Origin of the sequence: Acidovorax sp. 99 (assembly GCF_003096455.1) — a bacterium.
Lineage (GTDB): Bacteria > Pseudomonadota > Gammaproteobacteria > Burkholderiales > Burkholderiaceae_C > Acidovorax > Acidovorax delafieldii.
Map to the genome: position 1 here is coordinate 763,064 of NZ_QEKU01000001.1, position 13,699 is coordinate 776,762.

15 protein-coding genes are annotated in these 13,699 nt (G+C 67.4%); 4 read left to right on the forward strand and 11 right to left on the reverse strand.

Features of this window, described 5'->3' with window-relative positions:
- Nucleotide 1: 1 nt before the first annotated feature.
- The 7 genes from C8C95_RS03615 to C8C95_RS03645 form a co-directional block, all read right to left on the reverse strand.
- A complete protein-coding gene (locus C8C95_RS03615; RefSeq protein WP_116747683.1) occupies nucleotides 2–1,075 on the reverse strand; it encodes an XdhC family protein in 1,074 nt (357 codons plus the stop codon).
- Between the two features lie 29 nt (nucleotides 1,076–1,104).
- A complete protein-coding gene (locus C8C95_RS03620; RefSeq protein WP_116747684.1) occupies nucleotides 1,105–1,737 on the reverse strand; it encodes a carbon monoxide dehydrogenase subunit G in 633 nt (210 codons plus the stop codon).
- Between the two features lie 94 nt (nucleotides 1,738–1,831).
- Entirely contained in the window at nucleotides 1,832–3,046 is a 1,215-nt protein-coding gene (locus C8C95_RS03625; protein ID WP_116747685.1) for a VWA domain-containing protein, read from the reverse strand.
- Nucleotides 3,047–3,056: 10 nt separating this feature from the next.
- Nucleotides 3,057–4,073 carry a MoxR family ATPase gene (locus C8C95_RS03630; protein ID WP_116747686.1) on the reverse strand — a complete coding sequence of 339 codons (1,017 nt, stop codon included), beginning with the start codon at nucleotides 4,071–4,073 and terminating at the stop codon, nucleotides 3,057–3,059.
- 109 nt (nucleotides 4,074–4,182) lie between these two features.
- Complete coding sequence (locus tag C8C95_RS03635) at nucleotides 4,183–4,974, reverse strand: xanthine dehydrogenase family protein subunit M (RefSeq protein ID WP_116747687.1); 792 nt, start codon at nucleotides 4,972–4,974, stop codon at nucleotides 4,183–4,185.
- Nucleotides 4,975–4,985: 11 nt separating this feature from the next.
- Nucleotides 4,986–7,373, reverse strand: coding sequence for a xanthine dehydrogenase family protein molybdopterin-binding subunit (locus C8C95_RS03640; protein ID WP_116747688.1), 2,388 nt, complete (start codon nucleotides 7,371–7,373; stop codon nucleotides 4,986–4,988).
- A 46-nt stretch (nucleotides 7,374–7,419) separates the two neighbouring features.
- Nucleotides 7,420–7,890, reverse strand: coding sequence for a (2Fe-2S)-binding protein (locus C8C95_RS03645; RefSeq protein ID WP_116747689.1), 471 nt, complete (start codon nucleotides 7,888–7,890; stop codon nucleotides 7,420–7,422).
- 490 nt (nucleotides 7,891–8,380) lie between these two features.
- On the opposite strand from C8C95_RS03645, the gene C8C95_RS03650 reads away from it, so the two are divergent.
- The gene (locus C8C95_RS03650; RefSeq protein ID WP_116750124.1) at nucleotides 8,381–9,529 is read left to right on the forward strand and encodes a helix-turn-helix domain-containing protein; all 1,149 of its coding nucleotides are present in this window, start codon (nucleotides 8,381–8,383) and stop codon (nucleotides 9,527–9,529) included.
- 138 nt (nucleotides 9,530–9,667) lie between these two features.
- Here C8C95_RS03650 and C8C95_RS03655 read toward each other — a convergent pair whose 3' ends face one another.
- Complete coding sequence (locus C8C95_RS03655; RefSeq protein ID WP_110959976.1) at nucleotides 9,668–10,114, reverse strand: helix-turn-helix domain-containing protein; 447 nt, start codon at nucleotides 10,112–10,114, stop codon at nucleotides 9,668–9,670.
- 83 nt (nucleotides 10,115–10,197) lie between these two features.
- Here C8C95_RS03655 and C8C95_RS03660 point away from each other — a divergent pair, with 83 nt between their 5' ends.
- From C8C95_RS03660 to C8C95_RS03670, 3 genes are read left to right on the forward strand one after another with little or no spacing between them, the layout of a single operon-like run.
- On the forward strand, nucleotides 10,198–10,695 hold the full coding sequence (locus C8C95_RS03660; RefSeq protein ID WP_243415622.1) for a DUF2938 domain-containing protein: 498 nt from the start codon (nucleotides 10,198–10,200) through the stop codon (nucleotides 10,693–10,695).
- Nucleotides 10,696–10,750: 55 nt separating this feature from the next.
- Complete coding sequence (locus tag C8C95_RS03665; protein ID WP_116747690.1) at nucleotides 10,751–11,359, forward strand: flavodoxin family protein; 609 nt, start codon at nucleotides 10,751–10,753, stop codon at nucleotides 11,357–11,359.
- On the forward strand, nucleotides 11,356–11,583 hold the full coding sequence (locus C8C95_RS03670) for a DUF2798 domain-containing protein (protein ID WP_116747691.1): 228 nt from the start codon (nucleotides 11,356–11,358) through the stop codon (nucleotides 11,581–11,583). Before C8C95_RS03665 ends, C8C95_RS03670 begins: the two co-directional genes overlap by 4 nt.
- 27 nt (nucleotides 11,584–11,610) lie before the next feature.
- On the opposite strand, the gene arsB is transcribed toward C8C95_RS03670, so the two are convergent.
- The 3 genes from arsB to C8C95_RS03685 are packed head-to-tail and all read right to left on the reverse strand — an operon-like array spanning nucleotide 11,611 to nucleotide 13,691.
- On the reverse strand, nucleotides 11,611–12,675 hold the full coding sequence (gene arsB / locus C8C95_RS03675) for an ACR3 family arsenite efflux transporter (protein WP_116747692.1): 1,065 nt from the start codon (nucleotides 12,673–12,675) through the stop codon (nucleotides 11,611–11,613).
- On the reverse strand, nucleotides 12,672–13,178 hold the full coding sequence (locus tag C8C95_RS03680; RefSeq protein ID WP_116747693.1) for an arsenate reductase ArsC: 507 nt from the start codon (nucleotides 13,176–13,178) through the stop codon (nucleotides 12,672–12,674). The genes arsB and C8C95_RS03680 overlap by 4 nt, the downstream gene beginning before the upstream one ends.
- 9 nt (nucleotides 13,179–13,187) lie before the next feature.
- The gene (locus tag C8C95_RS03685) at nucleotides 13,188–13,691 is read right to left on the reverse strand and encodes an ArsI/CadI family heavy metal resistance metalloenzyme (protein ID WP_116747694.1); all 504 of its coding nucleotides are present in this window, start codon (nucleotides 13,689–13,691) and stop codon (nucleotides 13,188–13,190) included.
- Between the last annotated feature and the right edge of the window lie 8 nt (nucleotides 13,692–13,699).

Below are 13,699 nucleotides of genomic sequence, written 5' to 3' on the forward strand. Positions count from 1 at the left end.
GCTATCGCACTCCGCATACCAGGGCGCCGGGGTCGTTGTGCGCCTGCTCGCGGTCGTTCTTGGCCTGGGCCACTTCCATGTCGCGCGGCAGGGTCACGCCGTTCTTGACGGCCAGGATCTCGGCCATCACGCTCACCGCGATTTCGGGCGGCGTCTTGCTGCCGATGTAGATGCCAATGGGCCCACGCAGGCGTTGCAGGCTGGCTTCGGTCTGGTCAAAGTGCTCGATCATGCGGGCACGCCGCGCCTCGTTGTTGCGGCGCGAGCCGATGCCGCCCACGTAGAACGCCTCGGTGCTCAAAGCCTCCAGCAGCGCCAGGTCGTCCAGCTTGGGGTCGTGCGTGAGGGCCACCACGCAGGTGCGGCGGTCGGGCTTGAAGGCCAGCACCACATCGTCGGGCATGTCGCTCACCACGGTGGCACCCGGAACGCTCCAGCTGCCCCGATACTCCTCGCGCGGGTCGCACACCGTCACGGCAAAGCCGTTGAACAAGGCCATGGTGGCCAGGTACTCGGTAAGCTGCCCCGCCCCGATCAGCAGCATGCGGTACTCGGGCCCGAAGGTGTTGGTGAGCTGCTGTGCATCCACCTTCAGATCCTCGGGTGCCTGCGCAGGCGCCAGGGTCACGGCGCCATCGGACAGGCGCACGGTGCGCTGCACCAGGCGCCCAGCGGCCAGCTGGGCAATCAAATCGGCCAGCAGCGCGGGATCAGGGTCGTATTCCAGCAGCAGCTCCAGCGTGCCGCCACAGGGCAGGCCAAAGCGGTGGGCCTCGTCGGCGCTGATGCCGTATTTGACAAACGATGGCGGCCCGCTGGGGATGCGGTGCTCGGCACCGTCTGCCGCAGCGCCCGCCTGGGCATAGGCGCGGGTGTGGCGGTCGATCAGGTCGTCCTCAATGCATCCGCCCGACACCGACCCGACCACAGCACCGTCTTCGCACAGCGCCATGATCGAGCCCACCGGCCGGGGCGACGAACCCCAGGTGCGCACCACCGTGGCCAGCAGCGCACGGCGCCCTGCGGCACGCCAGCCCTGCAGCGTGCGCAGCACGACGACGTCCAAATTTTCCATGACTCACTTCCTTCCGGTACCCATAGCACTCAGCCCCGATTGAACCACCAGGCCAGAAGTACGAGGGCCGCCACGCCAACACCCCACACCCACGCAGGGATACCCGCACCGTGGGTGGCACTGCCCCCATCCACTGTGCCAGGCTGGGTGATGGCATCGGCACTGGCTGCTGCATCTGCCGGGGGGGCTTCTGCGCGCGGAAAGCGGCGCTGCATCTCGTCGTCAAACCGCTTGAAGAAGTCTTCGGCCATGCTCTTGGCGGCGCCGTCGATGAGGCGCTGGCCCAGCTGCGCGATCTTGCCGCCCACCGAGGCATGCACGGTGTAATGCAGCTCGCAGCTGGCCTGCCCCGACGCATCGGCGGGCAACGGCACCAACTTGACCTGGGCATTGCCCTTGCCAAAGCCCGCCACACCGCCGGAGCCGTCAAAGGCGATGTTGTAGCTTTCGGGCGGCACGATGTCGGACAGCGTGATCTTGCCGGCGAACTTGGCCGACACGGGCCCGATCTTGAGCGCCATGGCCACCGAATACTGGTTCTCGGCCGTGGGCTCGACCTTGTCGCAGCCGGGAATGCACAGCTTGAGCACCTCAGGGTCGTTGAGCGCCTCCCAGGCCTGTTGCTGACTGACGGCAAGGGTTCGGCTGGCTTGCATTTCCATGGTGGGTCCTCTCGGTCTTCAATGGGTGTGGATGTTGTGGGAATTCAATCGGTCCGCTGCATGGCTGGGCTCGATGCGGTACGGGGCCGCGCCCTCATTGCCGCAGCACGCTTGCCAGGCTGGCGGCCAGGTCCTTCAGGTGGCTCAGGTTGTGCACGGCCACCATGCCGTGGGCCTGGCGGTGCAGGGCCGACGCACCGCGCGCCGTGGGGGCATATCCCTCGTAGCGCAGCAAGGGGTTGAGCCACAGCAGGCGGCCACAGTGGCGGCGCAGCCAGGCCAGCTCGCGTTCCAGCACCTCGGGGGCGCCCGTGTCCAGCCCATCGCTGATCAACAGCACCAGCGTGCGGCGCCCCACCAGGCGCCGCGCATGCTGCAGGCGCAACTGGCCCAGGCTGTCGCCCATGCGGGTGCCGCCCGCAAAGTCGGTGATGGCATGGCTGGCCGTCTCCAGCATGGCGTCGGTGTCGGCGAGGCGGAAGGCGGGCGTGAGGTCGGTCAAGCCAGTGCCAAACGCAAACATGTCCCGGCGCACGGCAGCGCCGGTGTGGCGCGGCGCGGTGGCGGCATGCAAGAAGGCCAGCAGCAAACGCGCGTAGCGCTCCATCGAGCCCGACACGTCCACCAGCACCAGCAGCGGCAGCGGTTGCTGGCGGCGCTGCAGCAAGGGGATGTGCAGCACCTCGCCCCCACTGCGCGCCGCATGGTGCATGGCGCCGGGCCAGTGCGGGCGGCTGCCGCGCACACCCGGCCGGGTGCGGCGGGCCGCAAAGCGCGGCAAAGGCAAGGGCACGTCGCGTGCCAGGCGCTCCACCAGGATGTATTCGCTGGCCGAGAGCTGGTTGAAGTCCGCCTGCCGCAGGCGCTGCAAGTCACTGGCCGTCATGGCGGCATCGAATTCGATCTTGTCTTCTTCGCGTGCGGGCGGTGCGTTGCGCGCGGCACGCACGGGCGCCAGTGCCTCGCTCACGCGCGGGCGGCGTTTGACGGGCTCGGCCTTGGATTCTGCGCTGGGCAGCATCTGCGCCAGCAGCTTTTGTGCGACGTTGGGATTGCGAAAGTAGGCATCGAACAGCTCGCGGAACACCATGCGGTCTTGCTCGCGGCTGACCAGCACGGCCTCCAGCGCAGCACCGAAGTCCTCGCGCTGCAGACCCACCAGCATCACCGCCTGTTGGGCCAGCGCCATGCGGGCCGCATCCACCCGCACGCCAGCGCGGCGCAGCGTGCGGCCAAAGCCGCTCAGGTTGTCGGCCAGCTTGCCGGTGCGGGCATCGCCGAGTTGGGAGAACATCGCGCCCTCGGCCATCGGCCGGTTCTCATGCATCGGCATCGGCGGGTTGCAGCAACTGCACCGCCATGTCGCGGGTAAGCGCAGCCACATCCTCGCGCTGCTTGAACAGGATGCCTGCGGTATCGGACACCACCTCGGGGTCCACCACGATGGTGTCGAGCGCCACCAGCGCCTTGGCCCATTCCACGCTCTCGGCAATGCCCGGCGCGCGCTGGAAGGCGTTGGCAAACGGCTGGCTGCGCAGCCGCCCCACGAACTCTGCCACCTGCACGGCCAGCGCCTCGCTGGCACCGGGCACCTGCGCGCGGACGATGGCCAGCTCGCGCGCGCGCTCGGGGTAGTCCAGCCAGTGGTACAGGCAGCGGCGCTTGACGGCGTCGTGCAGATCGCGCGTGCGGTTGCTGGTGAGCAGCGTGACCGGCGTGGCCGTGGCGCGCACTGTGCCGATCTCCGGGATGCTGACCTGGTATTCGCCCAGGTATTCGAGCAGGAAGGCCTCAAAGGGCTCGTCTGCGCGATCCACCTCGTCGATCAGCAGCACGGCGCCTGGCGCTGGTGCCTGCAGCGCCTGCAGCAAGGGGCGGCGGATGAGGTAGCGGTCTTGGTAGACCTCTGCTTCGATATCGCGCGCGGCAGTGGCCATGGGCGCTACCGAGCCGCCGCCGGGCCGCTCCAAGGCGGCGAGCGCCCCCTCGGGGGGCAGCGACGACACGTCAGTGCGGAGCGTGGGGGTCAACATTTCAGCTGCCCGCATGTGCAGGAGCTGGGCCGCATAGTTCCATTCGTACAGTGCCTCGCGCTGCTCCAGGCCGTCGTAACACTGCAGGCGAATGAGGCTGCGCGACAGCACTTCCGAGAGGGCTTTGGCCAGCGCCGTCTTGCCCACGCCAGGCTCGCCCTCCAGCAGCAAAGGCCGCTGCAGCTTGAGCGCCAGAAACACCGCCGTGGCCAGGCGACGGTCGGCAAAATAGCCCACGCTTTGCAGGGCCTGCACCAGGGCGTCGATGGAAGCCGGAACCGGCGCGGCGTTCAACGAGTTCATTGCTATCCAATTCATAGCTTCCAGCGCATCTTTTTCGAGCGCTTGCAGCCAATTTCACTCAAAAAACCGCCACCGGGTGCCGTACCACGGTGGCGGGGTTACCTTCACGTCATCCCAGCATCTGCTGCACAGCGCGCTGCGTTTGCACGCTGATGAGGTTGGCGCGGTAGGCAGCGCTGGCGTGGATGTCGGCGTTCAGATCGCTCGCGTCGATCTTCACGCTGGCAGCCGACTGCGGCGTGAAGCTCTGGTTGAGCGCCGCCTCCAGCCCCGCATGGCGGAAGACGCTGCTGGCCGCACCGGTCACGGCCACGCGCACGCCGCTGTCGGTCTGCGCCACAAACACCCCCACCAGCGAGAAGCGCGAAGCCGCCTGCTTGAACTTCATGTACGCAGCGCGTTTCGGGATCGGGAAGCGGATGGCGGTGATGATCTCGCCCTCATCCAGCGCCGTGGTGTACATGCCCACAAAGAAATCGTCGGCCTTGATCTCGCGGCGGTTGGTGATGACCGTGGCGCCCAGGCCCAGCACCGCACTGGGGTAGCAGGCGGCAGGGTCGTTGTTGGCCACCGAGCCGCCCAGCGTGCCGCGTGCACGCACCTGGCGGTCGCCAATGTGGGCGGCCAGGTCGGCCAGCGCAGGGATGGCGGATTTCACATCCGCACTGGCTGCCACGTCGGCATGGCGCGTCATGGCGCCGATGACCAGCGCGTTGCCCTCGCGGCGGATGCCCGCCAGTTCGGCAATGCTGTTCAGGTCCACGATCTTTTCAGGGTTGGCCAGGCGCAGCCGCATGGACGGCAGCAGGCTTTGCCCGCCCGCGAGCAGTTTGCCGCCCTGGTCGATGAGCTGCGCGGCAGCGGCGGTGGAGGAAGGCGCTTCAAAAGTGAATGCGTACATGGTGGATCTCCTTATGCCTTGGCGTGTTGAATCGCTTCCCAGACGCGGTGCGGCGACGCGGGCATGTCGAAGTCCTTCACACCCAGGTGTCGCAGCGCATCCAGCACGGCGTTGATCACCGCCGGTGGCGAGCCAATGGCCCCGGCCTCGCCGCAGCCCTTGGTGCCCAGCGGGTTGTGGGTGCAGGGCGTGCACACATGGCCCAGTTTGAACTCGGGGAAGTCATCGGCACGTGGCATGGCGTAGTCCATGAAACTGCCGGTGAGCAGCTGGCCCGTTTCGCGGTCGTACACGCAGTTCTCCAGCAGCGCCTGGCCAATGCCCTGCACCAGTCCGCCATGCACCTGCCCTTCCACGATCATGGGGTTGATGATGGTGCCGAAGTCGTCCACCGCCGTGAACTTGTCCACCCGTGTGTGGCCGGTGGCGGGGTCCACCTCGACCTCGCAGATGTAAGTGCCTGCCGGGAAGGTGAAGTTGGTCGGGTCGTAGAACGCGGTTTCGTTCAGGCCCGGCTCCAGCACGTCCAGCGGGTAGTTGTGCGGCACATAAGCGGCCAGCGACACCTGGCCGAACGGGATCTTCTTGTCGGTGCCACGCACCGTGAATTCGCCATTCGCAAAGTCGATGTCGGCATCGCTCGCTTCCATCAGGTGCGCAGCAATCTTTTTGGCCTTGGCCTCGATCTTGTCCAGCGCCTTCATGATGGCCGCGCCGCCCACGCTGATGGAGCGTGAGCCATACGTGCCCATGCCGAACGGCACGCGGCCCGTATCGCCGTGCACGATGTCCACGTTCTCCACCGGGATGCCCAGGCGCGCGGCCACCACCTGCGCAAAGGTGGTCTCATGCCCCTGACCGTGGCTGTGCGAGCCGGTGAACACCGTCACGCTGCCGGTGGGGTGCACACGGACCTCGCCGCATTCGAACAGTCCTGCGCGTGCGCCCAGGGCGCCGGCGATGTTGGACGGCGCGATGCCGCAGGCCTCGATGTACGACGAATACCCAATGCCCCGCAGCAGCCCCTTGGCCGCGCTGGCGGCCTTGCGCTGCTCAAACCCGGCCACGTCGGCCAGCTTGTTCGCCCCATCCATGCAGGCCTGGAAGTCGCCGGTGTCGTACTGCAGCGCCACCGGCGTCTGGTACGGGAAGGCCTTGATGAAGTTGCGGCGGCGGATCTCGTCCTGCGGCAGTCCCATCTCCCACGCGCAGCGGGTGACCAGGCGCTCCAGCAGGTAGGTGGCCTCAGGGCGGCCTGCGCCCCGGTAGGCGTCCACCGGTGCGGTGTTGGTGAACCACGAGTCCACCTCCACATACACCTGCGGCGTGCTGTACTGACCGGCCAGCAACGTGGCGTACAGGATGGTGGGCACCGCGCTGGCAAAGGTGCTGAGGTAGGCGCCCAGGTTGGCGTGGGTGTGCACACGCAGCGCCAGGAACTTGCCGTCCTTGTCCAACGCCATCTCGGCGTGGCTCACGTGGTCGCGGCCGTGGGCGTCGCTCAAGAACGCCTCACTGCGGTCGGCCACCCACTTGATGTTGCGGTTGAGCTTTTTGGACGCCCAGGTCAGGCACACGTCTTCGGCGTACAGATAGATCTTGGAGCCAAAGCCGCCACCCACATCGGGCGCAATCACGCGCACCTTGTGCTCGGGCAGGCCCATCACAAAGGCCGTCATCAGCAGGCGCTCGACGTGCGGGTTCTGGTTGCTGACGTACAGCGTGTATTCGTCGCTCGCCCGGTTGTAGCTACCGATGGCCGCACGGGGCTCCATGGCGTTGGGGATCAGGCGGTTGTTGATCAGGTCGAGCTGGGTGACATGCGCAGCGTTGGCAAATGCGGCGTCCACGGCGCCCTTGTCGCCGATGGCCCACTTGAAGCAGTGGTTGTCAGGCGCGATGTCGTGCAGCGCCGCACCGGTCACGGCGCCCGACGCGGCGTCGGCCACATTCACCACGGCTGGCAGCACGTCGTAGTCCACCTCCACCAGCTCGGCCGCATCGCGTGCCTGCTGCTGGGTCAGCGCCACCACCATGGCCACGTGGTCGCCCACATAGCGCACCTTGCCCTGCGCCAGGATGGGGTGTGGCGGCTCCTTCATGGGCTGGCCGTCAGTGCTGGTGATGAGCCAGCCGCAGGGCAGGCCGTTGATGTTGTCGGCGGCCACATCGGCGCCGGTGAACACGCCCAGCACACCGGGCGCGGCTTTGGCGGCGTCGATGTTGATGCTGTTGATCTTGGCGTGGGCGTGCGGCGAGCGCACGAACACCGCGTGACTCTGCGCAGCCAGCACCACGTCGTCGGTGTACTGGCCTGCACCGGTCAGGAAGCGGTAGTCTTCCTTGCGCTTGAGCGATTCGCCGATGTGCGGCAGCTTGGAAAAGTCGGATGCACCCATGGTCTTGTCTCCTTGGATTGTTCTGGCGTGGGGACGGCCGGCGCGCTCAGGCGCCGGCCATGGCCTTCTGGCCGACCTGCACTGCGCGCACGATGTTCTGGTAGCCGGTGCAGCGGCAGATGTTGCCTTCGAGCAGTTCGCGGATCTCGCCTTCGCTGGCGTTGGGATGGTTCTTGCACAGATCCACCGCACTCATCACCATGCCGGGCGTGCAGAAGCCGCACTGCAGGCCATGGCACTCCTTGAACGCCGCCTGCATGGGATGCATGGTGCCGTCAGCAGCCGCCATGCCTTCGATGGTAGTCACCTCCGCTCCCTGCGCCTGCACCGCCAGCATGGCGCAGGATTTGACGGCCCTGCCGTTCACATGCACCGTGCACGCCCCGCACTGGCTGGTGTCGCAACCCACATGGGTGCCGGTGAGCATCAGGTGCTCTCGCAGCGCATGGACAAGCAGGGTATTGGGAGGGACGTCAACACTGGCAGCGCGCCCGTTGACCGTGAACTGGACTTGCATCTGGCTGTCTCCTGGAGTGGTTCTGGCTGGATAGGAGCGCGCTCACGACCTCGCGGAGGGGATCAGAGTCACGCTCATCGCTCGCGCATCTTCTGCCGCGCCCCACGCCCCATCCCTAGGGACAACCCTAGATTTCCGGGGCCCCTGGCTGGATATTCTCAAAATGAAACATGCTGCAATGCACACTAGTCCACTGAATCCGGGAAATCGGGGGTGCGCCAGGGCTGCGGCGGGATGCACGGCAAGGCGCCTGGCGCTGCCAAGGCTGGCTGCCTTGGCAAGTCAGGCAACGCCGCCGGGTACCCGCCGCAGCCCTGGCCCGCAGGGTGAGGGTCTGACAAGGCCGCACTCGTTGTTGCCGTGCTCGCCGGGTGTACAACACGGCTGCGCCCGGCGCCTAGATTGCGGCCTTGCCAGACCCTCACGCACCCCCGATTTCCCGGATTCAGTGGACTACCGCATCATGCGGACCTCCAGGAGCCTGTTCACCATGCTGATCTCCGCGCCCCACCCCGCTGCTGACCGCCACGCGCTGATTGCGCAGGCGCGCCAGAGCCTGCTGTCCGACGGTGCAGCGCCCGTGCGCGCCGAGGTGGAGCCGTGGATTGCACGGTCCTGGCAGCGCTGCCTGGCGCGGGGTCTGGAGCCCACGCGGCGCGTGGCGTTTGACGCCGTCAGCGCCACGGCGCTGCGCCACAGCCAGGAGCAGAACCACCACCTGCTGCGCGCGGCCCGGCCGGTGTTGGAGCAGCTGACCCAGGCCATTGCGGGCATGCGGTACTTCGCCATGCTGACCGATGCACGCGGCATCGTGGTCGATGTGCAGGGCCATTGCGACCGGAGCGACCCGCGCGCCAGCGCCATTGGCCGCGTGGGCATTGACCTGTCGGAAGCCGCCGTGGGCACCACTGCCATCGGCGCCGCGCTGGAAGAGCTGCAGCCCGTGTGGCTGCACCGGGGCGAGCATTTCTTTGACGACAACGCCAGCTACAGCTGCGCCGGGGCCCCGCTGTTCGACCCCCAGGGCCGCTGCATGGGCATGCTGGACCTGACGGGTGTGGATGTGCCCGAGCGGCCCGAGCTGCGCCACTTGGTGGCCCGGTCGGCCCGCGCCATGGAAGACGCACTGCTGCTGCAGCTGCCCCACGCCCTGCTGCTGCGCCTGAACTGGCCGGGCTGCCCGCTGGGCGGCGAAGGCGACGGCTTGCTGACACTGGACGCCGACGGCTGCGTGGTGGGCGCCAACAGCATGGCCCGCCAGCTGGTGCCCCAACCCCTGCGCGCGCCCGGCCTGCCCGGCACCCGCACCCACTGCAGCGACCTGCTGGCCATGCCCTGGACCATGCTGTTCGACGCGGCCCGCCAGCAGCGCAGGGAGCCGCTGGATTTGCCGCTGTGGTCGGGCCTGCGGCTGCACGCGCTGGCGCAGTTGCCTGCACACGCCCGCACCGTGGGCGACACCCACACGGCAGCGGTGCCAGGCATTGCATCCGCGCCCGCCCCGCTGCGCGAGGCCGAGGTGGCAATGATCCGCCGCGCGGTGCAGGAAGCGCGCGGCAACGTGGCCGAGGCCGCGCGTGCGCTGGGCATCAGCCGCGCCACGGTGTACCGCAAGCTGGGCGCCCCCAAAGGCGGGTGAAGGGCCCGCGCCGCTGTGCAAGCTTCCGGCGGCTCCACTTCAAGCCTTTTTGACCGATAGCGCTAGTGCAATATGCCTGAGCAGCTATCAAATAGATAGCTATTCAATCACCCCATCAACCGAGGCGCCTCGGGCCGCTCAGGCACGCGGCCGGCGCAGGCCCACCACGGGCTGCGCGCTGCGCCGCTGCTGACGTTCCAGAGCTCCGTCAGCGGCGGCTTTCAGCAGCCGCTGGAAGGACGGGCACTGCGCATGGCTCTCGGCCGGGCAGGCGGCCGCGTGCCGCAGGCCGTTGCTCATGGCCTTGAGGCGCTTGACCATGGTGTCAAGCTCGTCGGCCTTGGCTGATAGCAGCTGCCGGTCAATGTTGGGCTCGCCGCCGGGCAAAAACATCGACCGAATGTCGTCCAGCGAGAACCCGGCCGACTGCCCCAGCGCAATCAGCGCCAGCTGGTCCATCACGCCGGGCGCAAACCGGCGGCGCTCGCCGGGTTGCCCTACCGACTGGATCAGCCCCTTCTCCTCGTAATACCGCAGCGTGGACGCCCGCAGACCGGAGCGTTTGGCGACTTCGGCAATGTCCATGAAAAAACCTCTTGACCTCAAGTTGACTTGAACTTCTATATTCCGTTCAAAACCTTCTTCCGTCAACTTTTCGAGGTGTTTTCATGACTCTCTCACTGCAAGACATTCCCCTCGCCATGCTCCTGGGCATCGGCGCCACCGCCGTCATGGATGTGTGGCTGTTGCTGCTCAAAAGGCTGGGCGTGCCCACGCTCAACTTCGCTTTTATCGGCCGCTGGGTGGGCCACCTGTTGCGCGGGCAAGTCGCCCACACGGCCATCGCCAAGGCGGCTCCGGTGCGCGGCGAGCTGGCCTGGGGCTGGCTCACGCACTACGCCGTGGGCGTGGCCTTTGCGGGGGTGCTGCTGTCTCTGCAGGGCGCCGCCTGGGTCCACAGCCCCACCCTGCTGCCCGCGCTGGCCGTGGGCATAGGCACCGTGGCGGCGCCCCTCTTGGTCATGCAGCCCGCCATGGGCTCGGGCTTTGCGGCATCGCGCACGCCCACCCCGCTCAAGAACTGCCTGCGCAGCCTCGCCAACCACACCGTGTTTGGCCTGGGCCTGTATCTCTCCGCGCTGGTCATCGCATTGATTTCACGCTGACCTGTACCGCGCCTTCTCCCCCCCCCCCCGAAATCACACTCAAGGAAACCACACCATGCAACACATTGCCATCGTTTATCACAGCGCTCACGGCCACACCGCGCACATTGCCCACCACGTGCTGGACGGCGCCCGCGCCGTACCGGGCGTCCTCGCTGAACTGGTCCGGGCCGAAGACCTGGCGCAGGCGCCCGACCGCCTGCTGCGCTACGACGGCGTCATCCTCGGCTCGCCCACCTACCTGGGCGGGGTCTCCTGGCCGTTCAAGACCTTCATGGATGCCACGGGCCGCCTGTGGAAGACGCAGCAGCTCAAGAACAAGCTGGCGGCGGGCTTTACCGTGTCGTCACTGCCAGCGGGCGACAAGCAGTCCACGCTGATGTCGATGTGGGTGTTCGCCATGCAGCACGGCATGGTGTGGGTGGGCAACCCCATCCTGCCCGAGCAGCATGCCGGGGTGCCGTATGACGAAGCGGCCAACCGCCTCGGCTCCTGGTCGGGTCTGATGGCTCAGGCGGGCCATGGGGCGGCCGCCGATGCGTTTGTGCCCGGCGACACCAAGACCGCCCGCATGTTCGGCCAGCACTTTGCCGAGACGCTGCAACGCCTGGGCGGTGTGGGAGGTGCAGCCGCACGCCAGACTGGCGAAGAGGTGGCGGCATGATTCCCGCCCGCTATGGCCCGGTGCTGTTCAGCCTGATCTTGTCGGGCGTGATGTCGCTGCTGGTGTCGGGCATCTCCACCTTTCGCGCACTGCAGCCGCAGCAGGACTTTGTGAGCCTGTGGGCGGGCGCATGGCTGACCGGGTGGCTGTTCGCCTTCCCGGCGGTGATGCTGGCAGCGCCAATGGCACGCAAGGCGGTGGCGCTGCTCACGGCCAGGGGCTGAGCGCGCGGGCGGGCTGCGCCGCGCCGCTCACGCCCGCTCGTACCAGCCCTTGCTGCGGTTGACGAGGTGCACCACCAGCAGCATCACCGGCACCTCGATCAGCACGCCCACCACGGTGGCCAGCGCGGCGCCGGAGTGAAAGCCGAACAGGCTGATGGCGGCGGCCACCGCCAGCTCGAAGAAGTTGGAGGCACCGATCAGTGCCGACGGGCAGGCCACGCTGTGCTTCTCGCCCACCGCGCGGTTGAGCCAGTAGGCCAGCCCCGCGTTGAAGAACACCTGGATCAGGATGGGCACGGCCAGCAGCGCAATCACCAGCGGCTGCTGCAGGATGGCCTGGCCCTGAAACGCAAACAGCAGCACCAGCGTGGCCAGCAATGCGGCGATGGACCAGGGCCCCATGCGCGCCATGACGGCGTCGAACACCGCCTGCCCCTTGGCCAGCAGCGACCGGCGCAGCCACTGGGCCAGCACCACCGGGATCACGATGTAGAGCACCACCGAGGTCAGCAAGGTGTCCCATGGCACGGTGATGGCCGAGATGCCCAGCAAGAACGCCACCAGCGGTGCAAACGCGACCACCATGATGCTGTCGTTCAGCGCCACCTGCGACAGCGTGAAGAGCGGGTCGCCGCCGGTGAGGCGGCTCCACACGAACACCATGGCCGTGCAGGGCGCGGCCGCCAGCAGGATGAGGCCTGCGATGTAGCTGTCCAGCTGGTCCGCAGGCAGGTAGGGCGCAAACCAGTGGCGGATGAACAGCCAGCCCAGCAACGCCATCGAAAACGGCTTGACCAGCCAGTTCACCACCAGCGTTACGCCGATGCCCCGGGCGTGCTTGCGCACCTCGCCCAGCGCACCGAAGTCCACCTTCACCAGCATGGGGATGACCATCACCCAGATCAACAGGCCCACGGGCAAGTTGACCTTGGCGATCTCCATGCGGCCCACCGCCTGAAACACTGACGGCAAGAACTGCCCCAGCGCAATGCCCACCACGATGCACAACAGCACCCACACGGAGAGGTAGCGCTCGAACACGCTCATGGGGGCCGGGACGGCGGCTCCGGCCGGGTTGCACTGCACCGTCATGGCGTGGCGGCGGCACGCGACAGTTCGCGCGCGGTGTGCTGCAGCAGGGTCTTTTCAAGCTTGTCGGCAGGCAGGTTGATGAGCAGCTCCAGCCGCTGGTGGATGGCATGCAAGGTCTTGCGGAAAGCCTCGCGCTTTTCATCGTCCGTGCCGTCCCCTGCGGACGGGTCGGCGTAGCCCCAGTGCGCAGTGGCGGGGTGGCCGGGCCAGATGGGGCAGACCTCGCCGGCCGCGTTGTCGCAGACGGTGATGATGAGGTCCATCACGGGTGCGCCCGGGGCGGCAAACTCGTCCCAGCTTTTGCTGCGCAGGCCTTCGGTCGAGATACCCGCGGCACGCAGCACCTCCAGGCCCAGCGGGTTGGGTTGCTGGTGGTCGCGCGGGCTGCTGCCCGCCGAGTACGCGTGGAACCGGCCCGGTGCCATGTCGTTGAGCAAGGCCTCGGACAGGATGCTGCGGGCCGAGTTGTGGGTGCAAAGAAAAAGAACGTTCAAGGCGGTCATGCGGCGCTCTCAGCAGCAGCTGGTTTTGGCGGTTGTGGCCGTGGCCGGGCCGCAGCACGCCGCCCGAGGGGCCGCAGGTGCAGGGGCTGCCACCGGCGCTGGCGCGCAGCAGGCGCCCGCTGATGAAGACGGTGTGGCTTCGTTGAAGACGGGGATGTCGCCCAGGGTGTGAAAGTGCTCCCAGGCAATGCCCTGCGGGTCGGTCACCCAGTGCTTTTCGCTGCGGGCGTAGCAGCAGGTGGTGTTGCCCTTGTCGAGCAAGGCCATGTCGGCAGCCTCGGCGCGCGCCTTCAGTTCGGCCAGCTCCTGAGCGTCGTCGGTCTGCATGCCAAAGTGGTCCAGGCCTGGCTTGTCGCCGCGCGTGGAGATGGCGAAATTGACGCGCGGGTCCTCCAGCATCCACTTGGCGTAGTCAGCCTCCACCCGCGCGGGGGCGGCAGCAAACAGCTTGGAATAGAAGGCGATGCTCTGGGCCAGGTCATCGACATGCACATGGGCGTGGAAGCGTTTCATGGGGTTCT